This is a genomic window from Pseudomonas sp. ICMP 460 (genome assembly GCF_002723595.1).
Classification (GTDB): Bacteria; Pseudomonadota; Gammaproteobacteria; order Pseudomonadales; family Pseudomonadaceae; genus Aquipseudomonas; species Aquipseudomonas kitaguniensis.
Genome location: NZ_LKBR01000012.1, coordinates 20,304 through 43,590, shown reverse-complemented (window position 1 = coordinate 43,590; position 23,287 = coordinate 20,304). Strand labels below are relative to the sequence as shown.

The following is a 23,287-nucleotide window of genomic DNA, read 5'->3' as shown; positions in this document are numbered from 1 at the left end:
GAGGAGAGAAGTGCATGACGCAAGTCACGGTGAAACAACTGGCCGATGAGGTCAAAACACCGGTAGAGCGCCTGTTGCAGCAGATGCGTGAGGCAGGTCTGCCGCACACCGCCGCCGACGAAGGTGTGAGCGACAGTGAGAAGCAGTCTTTGCTGACTCACTTGAAGAGCAGCCACAAGGCGAAAGTGGAAGAACCGCGCAAGATTACATTGCAGCGCAAAACCACCAGCACCCTGCGTGTTGCTGGTAGCAAAAGCATCAGCGTTGAAGTACGCAAGAAGAAAGTCTTCGTACAACGCAGCCCGGAAGAAATCGAAGCCGAGCGCAAACGCGATCTGGAAGAACGTCGTGCAGTAGAAAATGCTGCTCGTCAGAAGGCTGAAGAAGAAACCAAGCGTCGCGCCGAAGAAGAAGCGCGTCGCCAGCCTACTGCCGCGCAACCTGCTGCTGACGCAGTTGCCGCGCCAAGCGCTCCTGTTGAAGCTGTGCGTGAGGCCGCTCCGGTTGCCGCTGCTCCTGCAGCTGACGCCCGCAAACGCGATGAACCTCGTCGTCCGGACAAACCTCGTGCCGACGACAACAATCGTCGCAGTGGCGGTGGTGATGGTGAGCGTAAAAACGCTCCGCATCGTGCTTCGGTCAAAGAGAAAGCGCCTGCTCCACGCGTTGCTCCACGTACCACCGACGAAGAAAGCGACAGCTTCCGTCGTGGTGGTCGCGGCAAGGCCAAGCTGAAAAAGCGCAACGCTCACGGTTTCCAGAGCCCAACCGGCCCTGTCGTGCGTGATGTGCAGATCGGCGAGACCATTTCTGTTGGCGATCTCGCCAATCAGATGTCGGTCAAAGCGGCTGAAATCATCAAGTTCATGTTCAAACTGGGTACGCCAGCGACCATCAACCAAGTGCTTGATCAGGAAACTGCTCAACTGGTAGCTGAAGAACTGGGCCACAAAGTGACCCTGGTCAGCGACACCGCCCTGGAAGATTCCCTGGCCGAGTCCCTGAAGTTTGAAGGTGAGACGTTCTCCCGTGCGCCAGTCGTGACCGTAATGGGCCACGTTGACCATGGTAAAACGTCGCTGCTCGACTACATCCGTCGTGCCAAGGTAGCTGCTGGCGAAGCCGGCGGTATTACTCAGCACATCGGTGCGTACCACGTTGAAACCGAACGCGGCATGGTCACCTTCCTCGACACCCCGGGTCACGCCGCGTTTACCGCAATGCGTGCTCGTGGTGCCAAGGCGACTGACATCGTGATTCTGGTAGTTGCAGCGGACGACGGCGTAATGCCGCAGACCATTGAAGCTGTCCAGCACGCCAAGGCCGCGGGTGTTCCACTGGTTGTTGCAGTGAACAAAATCGATAAGCCGGGCGCCGATCTTGATCGCATCCGTAGCGAGTTGTCGGTTCACGGCGTGACGTCCGAAGAGTGGGGCGGTGATACGCCATTCGTTTCGGTTTCGGCGAAAGTCGGTACCGGTGTAGACGAATTGCTCGAAGCGGTCCTGCTGCAAGCTGAAGTACTTGAACTGAAAGCAACCCCTTCGGCCCCAGGTCGCGGTGTTGTGGTTGAATCGCGTCTCGACAAAGGTCGGGGCCCGGTTGCAACTGTTCTGGTTCAAGACGGTACTCTGCGCCAAGGCGACATGGTGCTGGTCGGTTCGAACTATGGCCGCGTACGTGCCATGCTCGACGAGAACGGCAAGCCAATCAAGGAAGCCGGTCCTTCCATCCCTGTCGAGATTCTCGGCCTGGACGGTACCCCGGACGCTGGCGACGAGATGAGCGTGCTGTCGGACGAGAAGAAAGCCCGTGAAGTGGCTCTGTTCCGTCAAGGCAAGTTCCGCGAAGTCAAATTGGCTCGCGCTCACGCCGGCAAGCTGGAAAACATCTTCGAAAACATGGGCCAGGCAGAGAAGAAGACGCTTAACATCGTCCTCAAATCTGACGTCCGTGGTTCTCTCGAAGCGTTGAACGGCGCCTTGAATGGCCTGGGTAATGACGAAGTGCAAGTGCGTGTTGTCGGTGGCGGCGTAGGTGGTATCACCGAATCCGACGCCAACCTGGCACTCGCTTCCAACGCTGTACTGTTTGGCTTCAACGTGCGTGCCGATGCTGGCGCTCGCAAGATCGTCGAGCAGGAAGGCCTGGACATGCGTTATTACAACGTCATCTACGACATCATCGAAGACGTCAAGAAAGCCCTTACCGGCATGCTTGGCAGCGACGTTCGGGAGAATATCCTGGGTATCGCCGAGGTGCGTGACGTGTTCCGCTCGCCGAAGTTCGGCGCGATCGCAGGTTGCATGGTTATCGAAGGTGTTGTGCACCGTAACCGTCCAATCCGCGTACTGCGTGAAGACATCGTTATCTTCGAAGGCGAGCTGGAATCCCTCCGCCGCTTCAAAGACGACGCTTCCGAAGTGCGTGCCGGCATGGAATGCGGTATCGGCGTCAAGAGCTACAACGACGTCAAAGCTGGCGACAAAATCGAAGTTTACGAGAAGGTTCAGGTTGCTCGCAGCCTCTAACTCGCGCACTTCAGGAGCCACGCAGCGTGTGGGCATGCAAATGCCCCGCGCAGCGTTCGGACTCTAAACGCAACGCCCGGTCTGGCTTTTGTCAGGCCGGGCGTTTGCCGCTTTCAGACCCCACGGGTTTCACCGTGTGGCAGTAACAGGTAACAAGACATGGCAAAAGAATACAGCCGTACCCAGCGTATCGGCGATCAGATGCAGCGCGAGCTGGCCCAACTGATCCGTCGCGAAGTCAAAGATCCACGCGTTGGCCTGGTTACCATCACCGCCGTTGAAGTGAGCCGTGACGTAGGTCACGCCAAGATCTTCATCACCGTGATGGGGCAGGACAATAGCGAAGAAATCGCGCAAAGCATCAAGGTGCTCAATTCCGCCGCAGGTTTCCTGCGTATGCAGTTGGCCCGTGAAATGAAGTTGCGCAGTGTTCCCCAGTTGCATTTCCACTACGACGAAAGCGTCGTACGGGGTGCGCACCTGTCGGCACTGATCGAGCGCGCCGTGGCGGAAGACAATCAGCACCCGTCCACACCTGAAGACGCCAAGGAGTAAGCGGTGGCTCAGGTCAAACGTATCCGTCGCAACGTCAGCGGCATCATCCTGCTCGACAAGCCCATTGGTTTTACCTCCAATGCTGCCTTGCAGAAGGTTCGCTGGTTGCTCAATGCCGAGAAGGCCGGGCACACCGGTAGCCTCGACCCGCTGGCCACCGGCGTACTGCCGTTGTGCTTTGGCGAGGCGACCAAGTTCTCGCAGTACCTGCTCGATTCCGACAAGGGTTACGAAACCCTGATGCAACTGGGCAAAACCACCACCACGGCGGATGCCGAAGGTGATGTTTTGCAGGTTCGCGACGTGACCGTTGGTCGTGCTGATATTGAAGCTGCTTTACCCGGTTTTCGTGGGAAAATCAGCCAGATACCGCCGATGTACTCCGCGCTCAAGCGTGATGGGCAGCCACTTTACAAACTGGCACGTGCGGGCGAAGTAGTGGAGCGTGAACCGCGTTCTGTTACTATTGCGCGCTTGGAATTGCTCGCCTGTGAAGGCGACACTGCCCGCTTGGCCGTGGACTGCAGCAAAGGCACCTATATCCGTACCCTGGTGGAAGATATTGGTGAACAGCTCGGTTGCGGCGCGTACGTTGCAGAACTGCGACGCACACAGGCCGGCCCTTTCAGCCTGGCGCAGACCGTCACGCTGGAAGAGTTGGAAGCCGTACACGCCGAAGGCGGCAATGAGGCGGTTGATCGCTTCCTGATGCCATCGGACAGCGGTTTGCTCGATTGGCCATTGCTGCACTTCTCGGAGCACAGCGCGTTCTACTGGCTTAACGGCCAACCGGTACGCGCCCCGGATGCCCCGAAGTTCGGCATGGTGCGGGTACAGGATCACAACGGTCGCTTTATCGGTATCGGTGAAGTGAGCGAAGACGGGCGCATCGCGCCACGTCGACTGATTCGGTCAGAATGACCGAACGAGTGTGGCTGTTAACAGGCACGGTCAACACTCATTTTTAGATACAGGGATTTGTCCCTGGCCTGTTGAGATCACCCTTTGGGTGGTTTCCTGAAAAAAGGATTGCCTCATGGCTCTCGACGTTCAAGAAAAAGCACAAATCGTAGCTGACTATCAGCAAGCTGTTGGTGACACTGGTTCGCCAGAAGTGCAAGTTGCACTGCTGACCCACAACATCAACAAGCTGCAAGGTCACTTCAAGGCCAACGGTAAAGATCACCACTCCCGTCGTGGTCTGATCCGCATGGTAAACCAGCGCCGTAAGCTGCTGGACTACCTGAAAGGTAAAGATCTGGGCCGTTACCAGGCTCTGATCGCTCGCCTGGGTCTGCGTCGCTAACAAGCGATTGCGCTAGAGGTTGGTTGTCTGTCGTGTGTCAGTGGGATTCCCGCTGGTTCATGGCAGGCTCCCAGCCTCAAGTTTTATCTGGATACACGTTTTACCCTGGACCAGGATCGGGCCGATTCCCGACATTGCCCAAGAATTTCGCAAGAAGACAAGTTCCCCAAGAGCCACAAAGAAGGTAGGACACCGTGAACCCGGTTATCAAAAAATTCCAGTTCGGTCAGTCGACCGTTACCCTCGAGACAGGCCGTATCGCCCGTCAAGCCTCCGGCGCAGTGCTGGTTACCGTTGACGACGACGTCACCGTATTGGTGACCGTTGTGGGTGCCAAGCACGCGGACCCAAGCAAAGGCTTTTTCCCTCTTTCCGTTCACTACCAGGAAAAAACTTACGCTGCCGGTAAGATCCCTGGCGGTTTCTTCAAGCGCGAAGGTCGTCCTTCCGAGAAAGAAACCCTGACTTCCCGACTGATCGATCGTCCGATCCGTCCGCTGTTCCCGGAAGGTTTCATGAACGAAGTGCAGGTTGTCTGCACCGTCGTTTCCACCAGCAAGAAAACCGATCCGGACATCGCTGCGATGATCGGTACCTCGGCTGCGCTGGCAATTTCCGGTATTCCTTTCGATGGCCCGATCGGCGCTGCCCGTGTTGCTTTCCATGAAAGCACCGGCTACCTGCTGAACCCGACTTACGAGCAACAGAAAGCATCGAGCCTGGACATGGTCGTTGCCGGTACCTCGGAAGCTGTATTGATGGTTGAATCGGAAGCCAAAGAGCTGACCGAAGACCAGATGCTGGGCGCGGTGCTGTTTGCTCACGACGAGTTCCAGGTTGTGATCAACGCCGTTAAAGAATTGGCTGCTGAAGCTGCCAAGCCGACATGGGCCTGGGCTCCACAGCCTGAAGCCACTGCATTGCTGGGCGCTATCCGTGCCGAATTCGGCGACGCGATCTCCCAGGCTTACGCCATCACCGTCAAGGCCGACCGTTACGCTCGCCTGGGCGAGTTGAAGGACCAGGTTGTTGCCAAGCTGTCCGGTGAAGAAGGCCAGCCTTCTTCCAGCGAAGTCAAAGCTGCTTTCGGCGAAATCGAATACCGCACCGTTCGCGAAAACATCGTTAACGGCAAGCCACGTATCGACGGCCGCGACACCAAGACCGTACGCCCGCTGAACATCGAAGTCGGCGTTCTGCCGAAGACTCACGGTTCGGCGCTGTTCACCCGTGGCGAAACGCAGGCCTTGGTCGTTGCCACTCTGGGTACTGCCCGTGACGCCCAACTGCTGGACACCCTGGAAGGCGAGAAAAAAGACCCGTTCATGCTGCACTACAACTTCCCTCCGTTCTCGGTAGGTGAGTGTGGTCGCATGGGTGGTGCTGGTCGTCGCGAAATCGGTCACGGCCGTCTGGCTCGTCGTTCGATTGCCGCCATGCTGCCTGCTGCTGATGTGTTCCCGTACACCATTCGTGTTGTGTCGGAAATCACCGAGTCCAACGGTTCCAGCTCCATGGCTTCGGTCTGCGGTGCCTCCCTGGCGCTGATGGACGCTGGTGTGCCGATGAAGGCGCCGGTAGCCGGTATCGCCATGGGCCTGGTTAAAGAAGGCGAGAAGTTCGCCATCCTGACCGACATCCTGGGTGACGAAGACCACTTGGGCGACATGGACTTCAAGGTAGCCGGTACCGCCAAGGGTGTTACCGCGCTGCAGATGGACATCAAGATCAAAGGCATCACCGAAGAAATCATGGAGATCGCTCTGGGCCAAGCCCTGGAAGCGCGCCTGAATATCCTCGGCCAGATGAACCAGATCATTGGTCAGTCGCGCACCGAGCTGTCGGAAAATGCTCCGACCATGATCGCGATGAAAATCGACACCGACAAAATCCGTGATGTTATCGGTAAAGGCGGCGCGACCATCCGTGCGATCTGTGAAGAGACCAAGGCTTCGATCGACATCGAAGACGACGGCTCGATCAAAATCTTCGGCGAAACCAAAGAAGCTGCAGAAGCTGCGCGTCAGCGCGTTCTGGGCATCACCGCTGAGGCCGAGATCGGCAAGATCTACGTCGGTAAGGTTGAGCGCATCGTCGACTTCGGCGCATTCGTCAACATCCTGCCGGGCAAAGACGGTCTGGTTCACATCTCCATGCTGAGCGATGCTCGCGTAGAGAAAGTGACCGATATTCTGAAAGAAGGCCAGGAAGTGGAAGTGCTGGTACTGGACGTGGACAACCGCGGCCGTATCAAACTGTCCATCAAGGACGTAGCAGCAGCCAAGGCTTCGGGCGTTTAATCACCCGCACGCTTCACGCTGATGAAAAGAGGACCCTTCGGGGTCCTTTTTTTACGCCTGCAGAAAATGTCTAAAAAACAAGCGCTTAGTTATATCCAAAAACCGCAACTTGCATGCAGTCATGGCTGCCTTCATGCAAGTTGCACGATTTCGAAAATTCATGATTTTGTTAAATTGTTGTTTTATAAGGGTTTTTATTTGCAAAGTGACTTGGCACAGTGTCTGCAATATCCCTGTTAACGCTGCAGCATCAAGGTTCACACACTGCAGTCTTTCAATAAAACAGGAGTTACTCGTATGAAGAAGTTCGCTCTCGCTACCGCAACTGCTACTGCTCTGACCCTGGCCATGGCTAACGCTGCCTTCGCCCAGCCTTCCCAGGCGCCTATGACCTTGGCAGCCGGCGAAATGACCCAGGCCAAAGAGTCGACTTCGGACACTTGGATCACTACCAAAGTTAAAGCTGATCTGCTGACCGAGAAAGGCATTCCTGGTTCGGACATCAAGGTTGAGACCAACAAAGGCGTGGTTTCCCTGTCCTCGACAGTAGCAATCTCCGACTCGCAGAAAGCTACTGCTGTAGCGATCACCAAGCGCATCAAAGGTGTAACCGCCGTTTCGGCTGACGGTCTGCTGGCTGGCGGCGCTGTTAAGGCTGACAACATCGACAAATCCAAAGACGCCACTTCGGACACCTGGATCACCACCAAAGTGAAAGCTGATCTGGTCACCGAGAAAGGCATTCCTGGTACCGACATCAAAGTCGAAACCAACAAGGGTGTAGTTTCCCTGTCCTCTTCTGTCGCAGTGACCGAAGCACAGAAAACCACCGCGGTGAATATCACCAAGAAAATCAAAGGCGTTAAAGCTGTATCGGCCGATGGCCTGAAAGCAGAGTAACGCTACATTATTCGTTTGAATCGAACGGCGGCGGCTTAGGGTGAGTTAGATTTCCACCCAACGCACCTCTGGAGTTCATGCGACCGACCACACGGATGTGGTCATTACAGGCCCCGGCACTTGTGTCGGGGCCTGTTCTATTCTGGGGCGGGTATTCCTGTAACCCTCAACTCAAGGTCACAAGGCTGCCGTGGCGAGCGCGCTTGCTCGCCACAGGGCGCTAGCCCCACAGCCAGCCGCCGATTACTCGGCGTCCAGGTGCAGCGGCGTAATGACTCGGCCATCCTTCTCGGCTTGCCCCAGGTTGGCGTCGATGAAGTACACCCGGTCATCTTGTAACTGGCCCTTGTCCACCAGGTAGTCCTTGATGGTACTGGCCCGGTCCTGGCCGAGTTGGCGCAGCAGCACGTCACTGGCGCTCCAAAACTTGATCACGCCGTCACGCAGCTTCGCGGTGCGCTCGTCACTGCTCAGGTCTTTCCACTGCGCCGGAGGTTGTTGTTTCAGGCGGGTGCGGTAGATACCTTCCAGCAACGGCGCTTTTTCTTTTTCCGGTACTTCCAGCAGCGATGCCTGGGCCGGAACTTTGTCGCCGCGGCGCTGGAGTATCTTGTAGTAGTTGTATTGGTATTCACGCTCAAGACGTTCGGCGGCGATGAACGGGCCATCGCTGCTGGCAGCCGCAGTGCCTTCGATTTCCAGGCGTAGGGTAGGGCGCTCTTTCAGCGCCTTTGCCAGGGTGTTGAGCGCGCCCTCGGCGTCCTTGCTCAAATCGCTGGAGCCCGCAGCGAAAGACACCGTGCCGAGGTCTTCCGAGCCGCCACCGCTTACCAGCCCGCCAATGAACTTGAATGGCGACGTAGCCGCGCGTACCACCAGGTTACGCAGGGTTTGCCACACAATCGGCATCACGCTGAATTGCGGATTATTCAGGTCGCCGGTCACCGGCAACTCCAGCGAGATTTTGCCGTCGCTGTCTTTGAGCAGTGCAATCGCCAGGCGAATCGGCAAGTCCACCGCATCGGCGCTGTCGACCTTGTCACCCAGTTGCAGCTGTTCGATCACCACTTTGTTCTGCGCCTTCAACTGGCCTTTGGTGATCACGTAGTGCAGGTCGAGGTTCAGGCGGCCCTTGCGGATACGGAAGCCCGCGAACTTGCCGGAATACGGCGTCAACGTAGTCAGTTCGACGCGCTTGAAGCTGGTGGCGATATCCAGCGCCGCCATCGGGTTAAATGGGTTTACAGCACCTTTGATAGTCACCGGCGCATAGCGATCCACCTTGCCGTTGATATCGACGCTGGCCGGTTTGGCCTGACGACTATCAATAGTGCCTATCTGCCCGTTGAGTTGTTGAACGGCCGTGGCGAAGTTGGGCGTGAGGCTGAAGTCGGCGAAGTTGGCCGAGCCGTCGTTGATCGCGATCTGCCCAATGTGAATGCCCAAGGGCTTGTCTTTGCTGGCGGCAGGTTTGGCTGCCGATGAGTTGCCACTGTCGGCGGGCTGCGGGATCAGCAAGTCGTCGATGTTAGTCGTGCGGTCATCGTTGATCATGAAACGCACATAAGGTTGCAGCAGGGTGACCTTGTCAATCGACACGCTGTCGCCGTGTTGATAGTTCACGCCTTCCAGCACCAGGCGCTGCCACTTGAGGAAGTCGCGGGTCTTGAGGGTGTCGAGGGTGTGCAACTGATCGACCTGAGCATTGCCGGTGACCTGAAGTGCCAGCGGGTCAGTGCTTTTCAGGTTCACATCGAGGTTGCTGCCGAGCATGCCACTGCGCAGTTCCAGCCGAATAAACGGGCTGATATACGCCTGTGCTACCCGAAGGTCGATGTCTTGGGTGGTGACTTTGAGCTTGGCACTGACCGGGTTGAGGTTGACCGCGCCGGTAGCCTGAATTTTGCCTTGTTTGCCCAGGCCGGTGTCGACCTTCAGGTTAAACGGGCTTTGGTTGAGGCTGTCGAAGTTCTGCACGTCGACATTCAGCGGCCCCAGTTCCAGCGCTACTGCCGGGTTGGCCTGACGGTCGGCCAAGTGCACCTGATAGTTGCGCAACTGCACATCTTTGAGCAGCACTTGCCACGGTTTGCTAGGCGCCGCAGGTGCAGCTTTGGGCGAATCGGCGGTTGCCGGGGCGGTCGCCGGTTCAGGCGCCTTGGCCGGTTTGCTTGGTTGGCTGGCAAACAGTTTCTGCCAGTCCAGTTGGCCATCGGCTTCGCGGGCGGCCCATGTCTCGAGTTTATTGCTGCGAATTTTGCCGACAATGACCTGCTGCCTGGCCAGATCTACTGTGGTTTCGCTGATGTCCAGGCGTTCCAGGCGTGCCAGCGGGCGACCATCCGGCGCCTTGATCGCGAAGGGCGCGATGCTCGCGGCGGTGTTGGTCAGCTTCAATTCGGTTTGTTTGGCGAGGCTGAAGGTGTAGTCGGTGCTGAAATTCAGTACACCGTTTTCCAGCACCAATGGCACCGCGTCACGTACGTACGGCCACCAGGCTTTCATCTTGCCGTCGGTGACTTTCAGCGTGCCCTTGGACGTGATCGGTACCAGGCTGAAATTACCTTTCCAGTCAATTTGCCCACCCTCAGGGCCTGCGGCCACCAAGGTCATGTCGGCATTATCTTCCGGCAGCGTGCTGAGGTTTTTCAGCTCAAAGTCGAGCGTGTCGTAGAGGAATTCAATCGGTTCGCTGGGGCGCAAATCTTGAAAGTGCACATAGCCACCCGCCAGCTTGATGCTGTCGATGCGCAATGGGAACGGTTTTGCGTTCGGGTCGGCCGGGGTCGGCTCACTCGGCGGCAGCTTGAACAGTTGCGCCAGGTTCAGTTGGCCGGATTTGTCGAACAGCAGCTCGGTCTTGGGTTTATCCAACTGCACATCGGCCAAGTGCAGGGCGCGGGTCCACAGGCTGTCGATCTGCAGGTTGGCATAGAGACGTTCAAAACCCAGTTGTTCTTTGCCGGGTTCGCCGATGTTCAGGCCCCAAAGGGTCACTTCAAGGCTGAACGGGTTGAGCTCGATACGCTCAATGCGCGCCGGCACTGTGGCGTAATTGGCCAACTGTTGGTTGGCAATGCGAAGGGCGATGCCCGGCAGAATCAAAAAGCCCAGCAAACTGTACAGAGCAAGCGCGACCAACAGGGCGCCGGTGGTGCGAATCAAACCTTTGGGCATGGGTGACGCCAACTATGTCAAACGAGAGTGTCTTGGAGTATGGCACGGGTTTTCGGTTCCGAAGCGCCCGGCCTTTTGAGACAAGTCCTACAGGTGCAGAATCAGCGTTTTCAGCGGCGGCTGCTGGTCCTTGGACGGAAAGTCAGCGCCAGGTGCCATGATCTGCCAGTCGCGTACCGGGCGGCCGGCTTTTTCGGCGCAGCGCAGCACCTGTTCACGCCAATCATCCATGCTGACCTTTGCCAAATTATTGCAGCAGATCAGCACGCCATTCTCGGCAGTCGCCAACAGCGCAGGCTTTAGCAAACTCTGGTAGTCGCGTAGCAGGTCGACGGTGCCGAAGGCGCTCTTGGCCCACGCCGGCGGGTCAAGCAGCACCAAGTCATATTGGCGTTGCTCAAGGTGTGGATAACTCGGCAGCTTATGCCCGCGACGTTGGGTAATCGGCAAGCCCGCGAGTTGGCGAATCGCCGGGAAATAGTCGGACTGTACAAACGCCATGCCGGGCAATTTCGGGTTCAACAGGCCGTTTTCGCGACCGACCGCCAGGTTGCCCTCGGCAAAGTCCAGGTTGCACACCTCACTGGCGCCGCCGGCTGCCGCGCTTAAGCCAACCCCACAGGTGTAGGCGAACAGGTTCAGCACGCTTTTGCCGGCGCTGTGCTCCTTGACCCAGCCGCGTGTGTTGCGCAGGTCGAGGAACAGCAGTGGGTCCTGCCCGGCATGTCGCCCGCGGACACGGTAATTGAGGCCCCACTCATGCCCGATCAAGTCTTGCAGTGCTTCGGGTTGCGCCCGGTACACCGTGTCTTCACGGTCGACCCGCGAGTTGCCACGCGAGCGGTCGTTGTACACCAGCAACAACTCCAGGCCGATGAACTGGTTGACCTGTTGGTGCAGGTCCAGCAGGTCCGCTGTTTCCAACGATTGATGGAAGCTTTGCACCAGCAGTTGCGGGCCATAACGGTCGATGGTCAGGCCGCCGGCGCCTTCCTGGCTACCGTGGAACAACCGGTAGCAGTCAGTGCCTTGGGCATGCAACTCGTTGATCAGGTCTTGGCGATGATTGAGAGCGGCGCGCAGCGCCTGATTCAAAGGAGTCATGAAGCGCGCCTTACAGGGTAAATGTGGGCGCGGAGTTTAACAGCTATGCGGCGCCGCCCACATCAGCCCCGTCCACCTGTGGCCACGTTACGCCGATGCCCACGTTGCTCAGAGCTTAGCGGTTCAGGCGTTTGTCGATCAGGCCGTCCACTGCGTCGGGCTCGACGCTGTTCATCAATGTCACAAACGCGTAAATGCCTTGGCCTTTGACATCATGCGGATACCCTGCGACGACTGGTAGTCGCCTTGTGAGCTGCGCAGCGCACGGCATCGGCGATGGGGAATGTGCTGATCGAACATGAGCGGTGCTTGTTCTTGTTTTCGGGACACGTCACAAGATGCACGCTGTGGGGGAGGGTTCAAGGCCAACGTCCAAACGGACGTTGGCCCTGTTGACCGGCTTCAGCCGCGGTGACGGCCGCGGAAATAGTTGATCAAGCCCTGAGTCGACGCGTCGTCAGCCAGGGTTTCTTCGGCGCCGGTCAGGCGGTTATACACGCCTTTGCCCAACTCTTTGCCCAGTTCAACGCCCCATTGGTCAAAGGCATTGATGCCCCAGACCACGCTTTGCACGAACACTTTGTGTTCATACATCGCGACCAGTGCGCCCAGACGGCGCGGGCTGATGCGCTCCACCACGAGGGTGTTGCTTGGGCGGTTGCCTGGAATGACCTTGTGCGGTGCCAGCTTCTGCACCTCGGCTTCCGGTATGCCTTTTTCGCGCAGTTCGGCTTCGGCTTCGCTACGGGTTTTACCCAGCATCAAGGCCTGGCTCTGCGACAGACAGTTGGCGTACAGCCACTGGTGGTGGTCGGACACCGGGTTGAAACTGACGATCGGCACGATGAAGTCGGCCGGGATCAGTTGGGTGCCTTGGTGCAGCAGTTGGTGGTATGCGTGCTGACCATTGCAACCCACGCCGCCCCAGATCACCGGGCCAGTATCGGTGGACACGGGCGTGCCGTCCTGGCGGACGCTCTTGCCGTTGGATTCCATGTCCAACTGTTGCAAGTGCTTGGTGATGTTACGCAGGTAATGGTCATACGGCAGGATCGCGTGGCTCTGCGCGCCCCAGAAGTTGCCGTACCACACGCCGAGCAGGCCCAGCAGTACCGGCATGTTCTGTTCAAACGGAGCGTTCTGGAAATGCTGGTCCATGGTGTAGGCACCGGACAGCAGTTCCTTGAAGTTGGACATGCCGATGGCCAGGGCGATTGGCAAACCGATCGCCGACCACAGCGAGTAACGACCGCCTACCCAGTCCCACATCGGGAAGATGTTTTCTTCGCGAATACCGAAGGCCACTGCCGCCGCGTTATTGCTCGATACCGCGATGAAGTGGCGGTAGAGCTCAGCTTCCGAACCACCCTGAGCCAAGTACCAGGCGCGAGCGGCCTGGGCGTTTTTCAGGGTTTCGAGGGTATTGAAGGATTTCGACGAGACGATAAACAGCGTGGTCTCGGCGCGCAGCTTCATCGTCAGCTCGTGGAACTCGCTGCCGTCGATGTTCGCCAGGTAATGGCAGCGCACGCCTTTGTGGGCGTAAGACAGCAGCGCTTCAGAGACCAGTTCCGGGCCGAGGAACGAGCCACCGATGCCGATGTTGACCACGTCAGTGATCGGCTTCTCGGTGTAACCACGCCACAGGCCGTCGTGGATGCGGCCGACCAGGTCAGTGATCTGGTTCAGCACTTTGTGCACGTCCGGCATGATGTTCACGCCGTTGACCGACAGCTTGTCGCCCACCGGGCGGCGCAAGGCGGTGTGCAGCGCCGGGCGGCCTTCGGATGAGTTGACGGGCTCGCCGGCGTACAGCGCGTCGATGGCGCCTTTAAGGTCGACTTCCTTGGCCAGGCCTACCAGCAAATCGCGGGTCTCGCTGGTGATCAGGTTTTTCGAGTAATCGAGGAAAAGCCCGCAGCTGCTCAAGGTGAACTGTGAAAAGCGCTGGGGATCGGCGTTGAACGCCTCGCGCATGCTGAAATCCTGCATGGCTTGGCGATGTTGATTGAGCGCTTGCCAGGCGGGCAGAGCGGTAACGTCATGAGGAGTGCGGTAGTACGCCATCGCTGCGGGTTTCCTTTTTATTACGGGGACTGCCTTTAGGACACTTCAAGTGCCGGAACGTCCAGTCTTTCGTCAAGCGTGGGTTCCGGACAGCGCTAGCATGAGCGCCGGGCGATTACATTAAACCTAGCGTGTCGATATGTCTTGGCTTTGTCTGCGCTGTAGCCGGTACTTTTTTATACCGGCGCAGCAGGGAGGGCAAGCGGCGAGCAGCTTTTTGCAGAAAAAACCAGGCAGGATCAGGCCAGGTTCAGGTGCAGGTTGTCGATCAGGCGCGTCGCGCCCAAGTACGCCGCCACCAGGATCACCACATCACGGTCCTCAGGCGTCGCCGGGCGCAGGTTCACGCCGTGGCGCACTTCGAGGTAGTCCATGCGCAACCCGGCGGCTTCGATCCGTTGGACCTGCTCGGCCCGCAGCGTGGCGAAATCGTGATCACCGGCCTTGATCGCGGCGGCCATCTGGCTGAGGCTGCGATACAGCACGGGGGCAATGGCGCGCTGCTCGTCGCTGAGGTAACCGTTGCGCGATGACAGCGCCAGGCCATCGGCGGCACGCACGGTCGGCTCGCCGACGATCTGGATCGGCAGGTTCAGGTCATGCACCATGGCGCGGATCACCGCCAGTTGCTGGTAGTCCTTCTGGCCAAACACTGCCATGTCCGGCTGGACCATATTGAACAGCTTGTTGACGACCGTGGCCACGCCTTCGAAGTGCCCGGGGCGGCTGGCACCGCATAGGCCTTCGGACAGTTGCGGCACGCTGACGCGGGTTTGGCCGCCCATGCCGCCGGGGTACATTTCGTCGACGCTCGGCGCGAACAGCAGGTTGCAGCCGGCTTGCAGGAGCTTTTCCTGATCGGCGGCAAGCGTGCGCGGGTACTTGTCCAAATCTTCGCCGGCGCCGAACTGCAGCGGGTTGACGAAAATACTCGCCACCACGAATTCCGATTGCTGCGCCGCCTTGCTCACAAGGGTGGCGTGGCCGCTGTGCAGGTTACCCATGGTGGGCACAAAGCCGATGCGCTTGCCGGCACTGCGTGCGTGGGCGACGGCTGCTCGCAGTTCTCGTACGGTTTTAACGGTGTTCATGCAGAAAATCCGTGTTCGGCGCCAGGGAAGGTAACGGCTTTGACTTCACTGACGTAGGCGCTCAGCGCGGCGTGGATGCTGTCTTGGCCGGCCATGAAGTTCTTCACGAACTTCGGCGCACGGCCGGTCAGCGTCAGGCCGAGCATGTCGTGCACCACCAGTACTTGGCCGTCGGTGGCGGAACCCGCGCCAATCCCGATCACCGGTACTTTGACCGCTTGGGTGATCTCCGCCGCCAGCTCGCTCGGCACGCATTCCAGCAAAATCATCGCGGCACCGGCTTGCTCCAGGGCAATCGCGTCAGCTCGCATCTGGCGCGCCTGGGCTTCGTTGCGGCCTTGAACCTTGTAGCCGCCGAGGATGTTCACCGACTGCGGTGTCAGCCCCATGTGCGCGCACACCGGCACACCGCGCTCAGCCAGCAGGCGGATCGACTCGGCGAGCCAGGCGGCGCCTTCGACCTTGATCATGTGCGCCCCGGCTTGCATCAGTTTGCCGGCGTTCTGGAACGTCTGTTCGACGGTGGCATAACCCATGAACGGCAGGTCGGCGATGATAAAAGCACCGTCGTTACCGCGTTTGACGCTGGCGGTGTGGTAGGCGAGTTCGTCGGTGGTGACGGGCAAGGTGCTGTCATTGCCTTGAAGAACCATGCCCAGTGAGTCACCTACCAGCAACACTTCGACGCCGGCCTGGCAACTGGCGTGGGCAAAGGTGGCGTCGTAGCAGGTCAGCATGGTGATTTTTTCACCTTTGAGCTTGAGGCTCTGCAAGGTGGTCAGGGTAACGTCTGGCATGAAAAGGGTCCTCGTTCAGGCGCTTGGAAACAGCGAGTAACGCGCGTGAGTCTTCGTTTATACAGGCGCACTGTCTTGAGAGCAGTGCTTATAAGGCCTGGATTGCGCCCTTCAGCGCCGGGTTGGCGGCGGCGGGACGCCTATAGTCGTGATGAGGGCTTGGGAAGTCAATTGGATGTGTTACCGCATTGTTACGATGGCGTTGTTACCGCTGTTACTGATGCGATTCAGCAGGGGGCAGGCCAAATATGGGGATCGAGTCAAATGGTGCGCAGGCGTTCCAGGCCGACAAACGGGCAGGCCGTCAGCAGCTCTTTGAGCGTTTGGCCGTTAGGCAGTTGCAGGTCGGCGGGGGCCAGTTCAGCCAGCGGGTACAGCACAAACGCCCGCAGGTGCATCTGGTAATGCGGCACTCTGAGGCGCGGTTCGTCGATCAGGCGATCGCCAAATAACAGAATGTCCAAATCCAGCGTGCGTGGCCCCCAGCGCTCCAGGCGCTCGCGGCCCTGGTCATTCTCGATGGCTTGCAGCGCATCCAGCAGTTCCAATGGCGCCAGGCGGCTGTCCACAGCGGCAACCGCGTTGGTGTAGCGCGGCTGGCCGGGGAGCAGGGAGTCACTCTGATAGAACGCCGACACGCCGGCGAGGCGCGTGCCAGGCAACAACGCCAGCGCGTCGATGGCGCTGCGTAATTGCTGGTCCGGGGCAGCCAGGTTGCTGCCCATGCCGATGTAGATACGCTCCACGTTTATTCGCCCGCAGCGCCCGACGCATCGGCAGCGCTGCGTTTGCGCTTGGTGGAGCTGCGACGACGCTTCTTCGGCCCTTCGCTGGCGCCATCGCCTTTGCTGCCGAGGTCACGAATCATGTCGCGGCGCTGGCTGTCATTCGCGTCCTGATAGTCGGTCCACCATTCGCCGAGGCCGTCGGTCTGCTCGCCGGCGTTTTCGCGCAGCAGCAGAAAGTCATAGCCGGCACGGAAGCGCGGGTTGTCCAACAGCAGGTCGGCGCGTTTGCCGCTGCGGCGCGGCAGGCGTTCCTGCATGTCCCAGATCTCGCGGATCGGCATGGTGAAGCGTTTGGGGATAGCGATGCGCTGGCACTGCTCGGCGATCAGCTCGTGAGCGGCTTCCTGCATGGCAGGAATGGGCGGCATGCCGCGGTCTTGCAGGCGCAGTACGCGCTTGGGCAAGGCCGGCCACAACAGGGCGGCAAACAGGAACGCCGGGGTGACCGGTTTGTTCTGTTTGATGCGCAGGTCGGTGCTGATCAACGCTTCGCTGATCAGGGTGTGGGTGTACGTCGGGTTGTATTCCAATGCCTCGGCACTGGCCGGGAACAATGGGTCGAACAACTGCAGGTCGACGAGCATTTCGAAGGTGTCGGCGGCATAGCCCGAGAGGAACAACTTCAGCACTTCTTCGAACAGGCGCGCCGAAGGAATTTCCCGCAGCATCGGTGCCAGCTCGCGAATCGGTGCGGCGGTGTGTTTCTCGATGCCGAAATTCAACTTGGCGGCAAAACGCACGGCTCGCAGCATGCGTACCGGGTCTTCCTGGTAGCGCTGCGTCGGGTCGCCGATCAAGCGAATCAGGTTGTTGCGAATGTCGTGTACGCCATTCGCGTAATCAAGGATGCGCTCGCTGACCGGGTCGTAATACAGGGCGTTGATGGTGAAGTCGCGGCGTTGCGCGTCTTCTTCCAGGCTGCCGTAAACGTTGTCGCGCAGGATGCGGCCGCTCTCGTTACGAGAGGACTGGTTGGTGTCTTCCTCTTCGTCGTTTTGCGGGTGCCCTGCGCGGAAGGTCGCGACTTCGATGATTTCGCGGCCAAAGTGAATGTGCACGAGTTTGAAGCGGCGGCCGATGATTCGCGCGTTGCGGAACTCGGCACGCACTTGCTCGGGCGTGGCACTGGTGGCGACGTCAAAATCCTTGGGCGTGATATTGAGCAGCATGTCGCGCACGCAACCACCCACCAGATAAGCCTGGTAGCCGGCGTTCTGCAAACGTTCGACGATGTTCACCGCATAGCGGCTGAATTGAGCACGCTGCAATGAATGCTGATTGCTGTTAAGCACTTCAGGCGTGCTGCGAATGTGTTGCGTACGACGCAAGGGAGAACGGAATGACTGGAACAACTTCTTCAGCATGGGATGCACTGTTTGAAGGAATGTTCGGCCATAACGAAGAATGACCGCATGATGGGCCGGGATTCTAGCATTTAGTCAGGGGATGGTGTAGGAACAAGCTGCAAGCCTTGCGCTGGAAGCTTAAAGAAGTGCGCAAATTGGGCAAACGCCGGAAACTACAAGGGGAGCCGAAGCTCCCCCAGAAGTAGTTGCGTGCTCTATTTTTATTATGGGTTGCGGGCTTCTTGTTTTTATTGATCGCCCTCGCCATGAAGCTTCACCTTCATGACACTCCCAATCGGGAGCCAAGAGCAAACGGATTGCTTTGGTCGCTGTGTTGCTGATCTACGATCCAACCAGTTCAGGCTCTGCCTTAGGGCAGTTTTTGTTGTTCTCGGCCTGGTTGCGGGGCAAGCCCCAATTGCAACGCCTCTCCAAAAGAATCAGTTAGCTGCGCCTCCGCCGTGTTGTTTTTGTTATGCGTGAGTCGATTCGTCTTATTTTTATTGTCTTGTACAAAGCTTGTTATTGTTCTTGTACCAAGCATATAGCAGGGTGCGTGCCAACTTTTGTAGCGCCCAGCAAAACCGGGGGCTTGCTGGGTTTTCGGGTTTTTAAGGGGCGAAAAAAAGCCGGGGCTTCGTTACCGTAAGCCCCGGCTTTTGTTACGCGAAAAAGCTGCGGTAACAGTTTTTTCACATCTGAAGGTGTTACCTGTGGGGGCGCACCCTCACGTCTCGCTGGCCACCCCGGTCTTGCGCCGTGGAATGCCCAGGCGCTGGCGGCGTTCCCACAAGCACTTGCGGCTTACGCCGAGCTTGCGCGCCAGTTCGGTCTCGGTCATGTGGTCCTGATGCTCAAGGACGAAATGCTGGAAGTAATCTTCCAGTGACAAATCTTCCGTCGGTTCATGGCTCGTATTACTACCGCCGCCCTGTTGCGGGGCCAGGCCGATAAAGTCGTCATCCTCCAAATCACTGAGTTCGATGTCGATGCCCAGCAGCTCGGCGGAAATTTCCGGGCTCTCTGACAAAATCACCGCGCGTTCGACCGCGTTCTCCAGCTCACGCACGTTGCCCGGCCACGCGTAGTGCCGAATAGCCTGCTCGGCGTCTGCAGCAAACGTGAGGTCGGTACGGTTGATACGCGCGCTCTGGCGCAGCAGGAATGCGTGGGCAATCTCGTTGACGTCGGCGCCGCGCTCGCGCAGCGGCGGCAGCTTCAGCGCGATGACGTGCAAGCGGTAGTACAAGTCTTCACGGAACTGGCCGATCTTGGCCAGGCTTTTCAAGTCGCGGTGGGTGGCCGCGATCAGCCGCACATCGACTTTCTGTGACTGTACCGAACCTACGCGGCGAATTTCGCCTTCCTGCAACACACGCAGCAAGCGCGCCTGAGCTTCCAGCGGCAGCTCGCCGATTTCGTCGAGGAACAACGTGCCGCCGTCGGCCGCTTCGACCAAGCCTGCACGCCCGGCGCTGGCGCCGGTAAACGCGCCTTTCTCGTGGCCGAACAGCTCGGATTCGATCAACGATTCTGGGATCGCCGCGCAGTTCACCGAAATCATTGGCGCCTTGGCGCGCCTGGACAGGTTGTGCAGGGCGCGGGCGACCAGTTCTTTACCGGTGCCCGACTCGCCCTGAATCAATACATTGGAGTCGGTAGGCGCGACTTTGCGGATCTTGCTGTACAGGTCCTGCATCGGTGGGCAGGAGCCAATAATGCCGATTTCGCCATTACTGTTATCCACGCCTGGCTTGTCTGCACCGTTGGCCGCTTTACCCGCAGGCCGCTGCTCGGCGGTTGCCCCGCCGGCCGACTGGCGGTCGCGCAGAATGCGCGCCACGGCCTGGAGCATTTCGTCGTGGTCGAAAGGCTTGGCGATGTAGTCGACCGCGCCCATCTTCATCGAGTCGACTGCCGAACGCAGGCTGGCGTAGCTGGTCATGATCAGCACTGGCGTGCCCTGGCCAAGCTTGATCAGCTCAGTGCCCGGTGCGCCCGGCAGGCGCAGGTCGCTGACAATCAGGTCGAACGTGGGGATGCTGAATCGCTCTTGGGCTTCCTGCACCGAGCCGGCTTCGCTGACCTGGTACTGATTACGTTCAAGCAGGCGACGCAAGGCAGAGCGGATAATGGTTTCGTCTTCGACGATCAAAATGTGCGGCATTGATTCAACTCTCTCGACGGTCTCAGTTCACAGCGGACGTCGCTTCGACATGACGCGGCAAAGTCACCCGAATACGGGTGCCGCGTTGGCTTTCGGTGTCAGCCGGGCTGTCGATGGTGATTTGTCCATAATGCTCTTCAACGATGGAATAGACCAGTGCAAGGCCCAGACCTGTCCCTTCGCCCGGGTCCTTGGTGGTGAAGAACGGTTCGAACAACCGGTCCATGATGTTTTGTGGAATTCCGCTGCCCTCATCTTCAACGATCAGGTCGACCGTGTGCTCGAAAGCCTCGGTCTTGACCCTTACCGCGCCACCGGCCGGCGTGGCGTCGCGCGAGTTGGACAGCAGGTTGATCAGCACTTGGGCAAGGCGTTGTGAATCGCCGTCGACCCAGTGGTCCGGGTCGCACAGGTTAAAGAACTGTACCTCGAAATTGCGCCGGTTCAAGGCCAGCAGCCCAATCGCATCCTGCGCCACTTCGGCCAGGCACACCGCTTCAGCCTGATTCTGATGGGCGCCGGCATGTGCAAAGCTCATCAGCGACTGCACGATGCGTGAAACACGCTTGGTCTGCTCAAGGATTTGCCCGCTGATTTCGATGATTTCGCCGTCTTCTTCGCGCTCTTCCCGAAGGTTCTGCGCCAGGCAGGCGATACCGGTAATCGGGTTGCCGATCTCATGCGCCACACCCGCTGCCAGGCGGCCAATGCTGGCCAGGCGCTCGGAGTGCACCAGCTTGTCTTCGAGCATTTGCGTGTCGGTCAAGTCTTCCACCAGCAACACCAGGCCGCTGTTACCGGGCGCCAGCGGCTCGTCGATCGCCGCCTTGTGCAGGTTGAGCCAGCGGGTCTGGCCGTCGAGCGCCAGGTGCTGTTTGTGCAAATGCTCATCGGGCAGGTTGATAAAGCCTTGCAACAGCTCTTTCCACGGGTCGCCCAACGTATTCAGGCGCGAACCCACCACCCGCTGCGCGGCGATGCCGGTGAGTTCTTCCATGGCCTTGTTCCACATCAAAATCTCTTGGTCCTTGGCCAGGGAACACACGCCCATCGGCAGTTCCTGCAGGGTCTGGCGATGGTAGCGGCGCAACGCATCGAGTTCGGCGGCGAGGCCGGTCAGGCGTGAGTGGTAATCCTCCAGCCGGCTCTCGATAAAATGGATGTCTTCGGTGACGTAGTTTTCGCCGCCAGCCTTGTAAGGCAAGAACGTTTCCACCATGTCTTGCGACACGCTTGGCCCCATCAGGCCGGACAGGTTGGCTTCGATACGGTCGCGCAGGCGGCGCAGCGCGTACGGGCGGCGCTCGTCAAACGGCAGGTAGAGGTCGCGCAGCGCTTGTTCGACCTCCTTTTGCGCGGCTTTCGCGCCCAGCGGTTTGGCCAGTTGCGTGGCAAATTCCTGCGGTGAAGCGGCATGCAGCTCGCGGCGTTGCGGGCGGCGCACGTTGTCCACCGCGCAGGCTTCGGCGGCGCTGGTTTCTTCGGGGCTGGCGTTGGTGAACAGCGAGATCAAGGTGAACATCAGTACGTTGGCAGCCAGCGACGCAATCGCCGCCATGTGCCAACTGGTGTCGTCCAGCACGTAGATCATGTTCAGCAACGGAATGTAGAAACCCTGCAGGTTGCCGACCAGCGGCAGCAGCATGGTCACAACCCACACCAGGATGCCGGCCAGCAGCCCGGCGATAAAACCGCGCCGGTTGGCGGTCGGCCAGTACAGCACCGACAACACGCCCGGCAGGAACTGCAAGGTGGCGACAAAGGCGACGATACCGAGGTTGGCCAAGTCTTGCCCGGCGCCCAGTAGCAGGTAAAAACCGTAACCGGCCATGATGATTGCGACGATCAGCGCGCGGCGCGTCCATTTCAGCCAGCGGTAAATGTTGCCCTCTGCGGGCGGCTGATACAGCGGCAGTACCAAGTGGTTAAGCGCCATGCCCGAGAGCGCCAGCGTGGTGACAATGATCAACCCGCTGGCCGCCGACAAACCGCCGACATACGCCAGCAACGCCAGGGATTTGCTGTTGGCGGCAATGCCCACGCCGAGCGTGAAATATTCGGGGTTGGTGGTCGCGCCCAGCTTGAGACCGGCCCACAGAATCAGCGGCACTGCCAGGCTCATCAGCAGCAGGAACAGCGGCAAGCCCCAGCTTGCGCTCACTAATGAGCGCGGGTTGAGGTTCTCGGTGAACGTCATGTGATACATGTGCGGCATCACAATCGCCGAGGCGAAGAACACCAGCAGCAGCGTGCGCCATGGACCTTCCTGCAACGGCGTGTGCAAGGCGGCGAGGGCGGTCTGGTTTTGCAGCAGCCACAGTTCCAGCTGTTGCGGGCCGTCGAACACGCCGTACAGCGCATACAGGCCGACGCCGCCGATGGCGATCAGCTTGATCACCGACTCGAAGGCAATCGCAAACACCAGGCCTTCGTGTTTCTCGCGCGTAGCGATATGGCGTGAGCCGAAGAAAATCGTGAACAGGGTAATCAGCGCGCAAAAGGCCAGGGCGACGCGGTGCTGCACCGGCTCGCGGGTCAGGATGCTGATGGAGTCGGCCACTGCCTGAATCTGCAGGGCCAGCAGCGGTAAAACGCCGAGCAGCATGAAAATCGTGGTCAGCGCGCCGGCCCAAGTGCTGCGAAAGCGAAAGGCGAACAGGTCCGCGAGGGACGATAATTGATACGTGCGGGTGATCTTAAGAATCGGGTACAGCAACACCGGCGCCAGCAGGAACGCGCCGGACACCCCAAGGTAGCTGGACAGAAAGCCGTAACCGTACTGATACGCCAGGCCCACCGTGCCATAAAACGCCCAGGCACTGGCATACACGCCCAGTGACAATGTGTAGGTCAACGGATGGCGAATGATCGCCCGCGGAATCATTCCGCGCTCACTGATCCAGGCCACGCCGAACAGTGCAGCCAGGTAGGCGGCGCTGATCAGCAGCATCTGGGTGAGGCTAAAGCTCATCGGCATCTTTTTGGCTCTGCAGGATGAAGGTCACGACGATCAGGATCAGCCACAGCAGATACGGGCGATACCAGGCGCCCGTGGCGTCGATCCACCAATCCATGATGGCGGGAGAAAACAGGTAAATCCCGACGACCAGCAGCAGGACCAATCGATAGATGTACATGTTGGCCTCTGATTAAAAAAC

16 protein-coding genes are annotated in these 23,287 nt (G+C 59.0%); 6 read left to right on the top strand and 10 right to left on the bottom strand.

Features of this window, described 5'->3' with window-relative positions; all coding sequences use genetic code 11:
• Positions 1–14 precede the first annotated feature (14 nt).
• From infB to AO240_RS10000, 6 genes are all read left to right on the top strand, one after another.
• The gene (gene infB, locus AO240_RS10025; RefSeq protein ID WP_099236407.1) at positions 15–2,531 is read left to right on the top strand and encodes a translation initiation factor IF-2; all 2,517 of its coding nucleotides are present in this window, start codon (positions 15–17) and stop codon (positions 2,529–2,531) included.
• A gap of 159 nt (positions 2,532–2,690) precedes the next feature.
• Entirely contained in the window at positions 2,691–3,086 is a 396-nt protein-coding gene (gene rbfA, locus AO240_RS10020; RefSeq protein ID WP_029298974.1) for a 30S ribosome-binding factor RbfA, read from the top strand.
• Positions 3,087–3,089: 3 nt separating this feature from the next.
• Entirely contained in the window at positions 3,090–4,007 is a 918-nt protein-coding gene (truB, locus tag AO240_RS10015) for a tRNA pseudouridine(55) synthase TruB (RefSeq protein ID WP_058412545.1), read from the top strand.
• A 115-nt stretch (positions 4,008–4,122) separates the two neighbouring features.
• On the top strand, positions 4,123–4,392 hold the full coding sequence (rpsO, locus tag AO240_RS10010) for a 30S ribosomal protein S15 (protein ID WP_058412544.1): 270 nt from the start codon (positions 4,123–4,125) through the stop codon (positions 4,390–4,392).
• 194 nt (positions 4,393–4,586) lie between these two features.
• Positions 4,587–6,692: a polyribonucleotide nucleotidyltransferase gene (pnp, locus tag AO240_RS10005; protein WP_058412543.1), complete on the top strand. Its 2,106-nt coding sequence runs from the start codon at positions 4,587–4,589 to the stop codon at positions 6,690–6,692.
• Between the two features lie 297 nt (positions 6,693–6,989).
• Positions 6,990–7,592: a BON domain-containing protein gene (locus AO240_RS10000; RefSeq protein ID WP_058412542.1), complete on the top strand. Its 603-nt coding sequence runs from the start codon at positions 6,990–6,992 to the stop codon at positions 7,590–7,592.
• Between the two features lie 243 nt (positions 7,593–7,835).
• Here the strand turns inward: AO240_RS10000 and AO240_RS09995 are convergent, their stop codons facing one another.
• The 10 genes from AO240_RS09995 to AO240_RS09945 all read right to left on the bottom strand — a co-directional run bounded on the left by AO240_RS09995 (position 7,836) and on the right by AO240_RS09945 (position 23,266).
• Entirely contained in the window at positions 7,836–10,769 is a 2,934-nt protein-coding gene (locus AO240_RS09995; RefSeq protein ID WP_099236406.1) for a DUF748 domain-containing protein, read from the bottom strand.
• 87 nt (positions 10,770–10,856) lie between these two features.
• A complete protein-coding gene (locus AO240_RS09990) occupies positions 10,857–11,873 on the bottom strand; it encodes a class I SAM-dependent rRNA methyltransferase (protein WP_099236405.1) in 1,017 nt (338 codons plus the stop codon).
• A gap of 402 nt (positions 11,874–12,275) precedes the next feature.
• On the bottom strand, positions 12,276–13,940 hold the full coding sequence (pgi, locus tag AO240_RS09985) for a glucose-6-phosphate isomerase (RefSeq protein ID WP_058412538.1): 1,665 nt from the start codon (positions 13,938–13,940) through the stop codon (positions 12,276–12,278).
• Positions 13,941–14,179: 239 nt separating this feature from the next.
• Positions 14,180–15,031: a pantoate--beta-alanine ligase gene (panC, locus tag AO240_RS09980; RefSeq protein WP_099236404.1), complete on the bottom strand. Its 852-nt coding sequence runs from the start codon at positions 15,029–15,031 to the stop codon at positions 14,180–14,182.
• On the bottom strand, positions 15,028–15,828 hold the full coding sequence (gene panB / locus AO240_RS09975) for a 3-methyl-2-oxobutanoate hydroxymethyltransferase (protein ID WP_058412536.1): 801 nt from the start codon (positions 15,826–15,828) through the stop codon (positions 15,028–15,030). The genes panC and panB overlap by 4 nt, the downstream gene beginning before the upstream one ends.
• Positions 15,829–16,088: 260 nt before the next feature.
• Positions 16,089–16,574: a 2-amino-4-hydroxy-6-hydroxymethyldihydropteridine diphosphokinase gene (folK, locus tag AO240_RS09970; RefSeq protein ID WP_099236403.1), complete on the bottom strand. Its 486-nt coding sequence runs from the start codon at positions 16,572–16,574 to the stop codon at positions 16,089–16,091.
• 2 nt (positions 16,575–16,576) lie between these two features.
• On the bottom strand, positions 16,577–17,980 hold the full coding sequence (locus tag AO240_RS09965) for a polynucleotide adenylyltransferase PcnB (protein WP_058412534.1): 1,404 nt from the start codon (positions 17,978–17,980) through the stop codon (positions 16,577–16,579).
• A 709-nt stretch (positions 17,981–18,689) separates the two neighbouring features.
• Complete coding sequence (locus tag AO240_RS09955; RefSeq protein WP_058412533.1) at positions 18,690–20,129, bottom strand: sigma-54 dependent transcriptional regulator; 1,440 nt, start codon at positions 20,127–20,129, stop codon at positions 18,690–18,692.
• 22 nt (positions 20,130–20,151) lie between these two features.
• Positions 20,152–23,106, bottom strand: coding sequence for a sensor histidine kinase (locus tag AO240_RS09950; RefSeq protein ID WP_172979438.1), 2,955 nt, complete (start codon positions 23,104–23,106; stop codon positions 20,152–20,154).
• The gene (locus tag AO240_RS09945; RefSeq protein WP_003176118.1) at positions 23,090–23,266 is read right to left on the bottom strand and encodes a hypothetical protein; all 177 of its coding nucleotides are present in this window, start codon (positions 23,264–23,266) and stop codon (positions 23,090–23,092) included. The genes AO240_RS09950 and AO240_RS09945 overlap by 17 nt, the downstream gene beginning before the upstream one ends.
• Positions 23,267–23,287: the final 21 nt, after the last annotated feature.

Bases quoted from the DNA above. Each gene is read 5' to 3' on its own strand.
- rbfA (WP_029298974.1), top strand. From the start codon at position 2,691: ATGGCAAAAGAATACAGCCGTACCCAGCGTATCGGCGATCAGATGCAG.
- AO240_RS10000 (WP_058412542.1), top strand. From the start codon at position 6,990: ATGAAGAAGTTCGCTCTCGCTACCGCAACTGCTACTGCTCTGACCCTG.
- pgi (WP_058412538.1), bottom strand. From the start codon at position 13,940: ATGGCGTACTACCGCACTCCTCATGACGTTACCGCTCTGCCCGCCTGG.
- infB (WP_099236407.1), top strand. From the start codon at position 15: ATGACGCAAGTCACGGTGAAACAACTGGCCGATGAGGTCAAAACACCG.
- AO240_RS09955 (WP_058412533.1), bottom strand. From the start codon at position 20,129: ATGCCGCACATTTTGATCGTCGAAGACGAAACCATTATCCGCTCTGCC.
- AO240_RS09965 (WP_058412534.1), bottom strand. From the start codon at position 17,980: ATGCTGAAGAAGTTGTTCCAGTCATTCCGTTCTCCCTTGCGTCGTACG.
- rpsO (WP_058412544.1), top strand. From the start codon at position 4,123: ATGGCTCTCGACGTTCAAGAAAAAGCACAAATCGTAGCTGACTATCAG.
- AO240_RS09990 (WP_099236405.1), bottom strand. From the start codon at position 11,873: ATGACTCCTTTGAATCAGGCGCTGCGCGCCGCTCTCAATCATCGCCAA.
- panC (WP_099236404.1), bottom strand. From the start codon at position 15,031: ATGAACACCGTTAAAACCGTACGAGAACTGCGAGCAGCCGTCGCCCAC.
- AO240_RS09950 (WP_172979438.1), bottom strand. From the start codon at position 23,106: ATGCCGATGAGCTTTAGCCTCACCCAGATGCTGCTGATCAGCGCCGCC.
- AO240_RS09995 (WP_099236406.1), bottom strand. From the start codon at position 10,769: ATGCCCAAAGGTTTGATTCGCACCACCGGCGCCCTGTTGGTCGCGCTT.
- AO240_RS09945 (WP_003176118.1), bottom strand. From the start codon at position 23,266: ATGTACATCTATCGATTGGTCCTGCTGCTGGTCGTCGGGATTTACCTG.
- panB (WP_058412536.1), bottom strand. From the start codon at position 15,828: ATGCCAGACGTTACCCTGACCACCTTGCAGAGCCTCAAGCTCAAAGGT.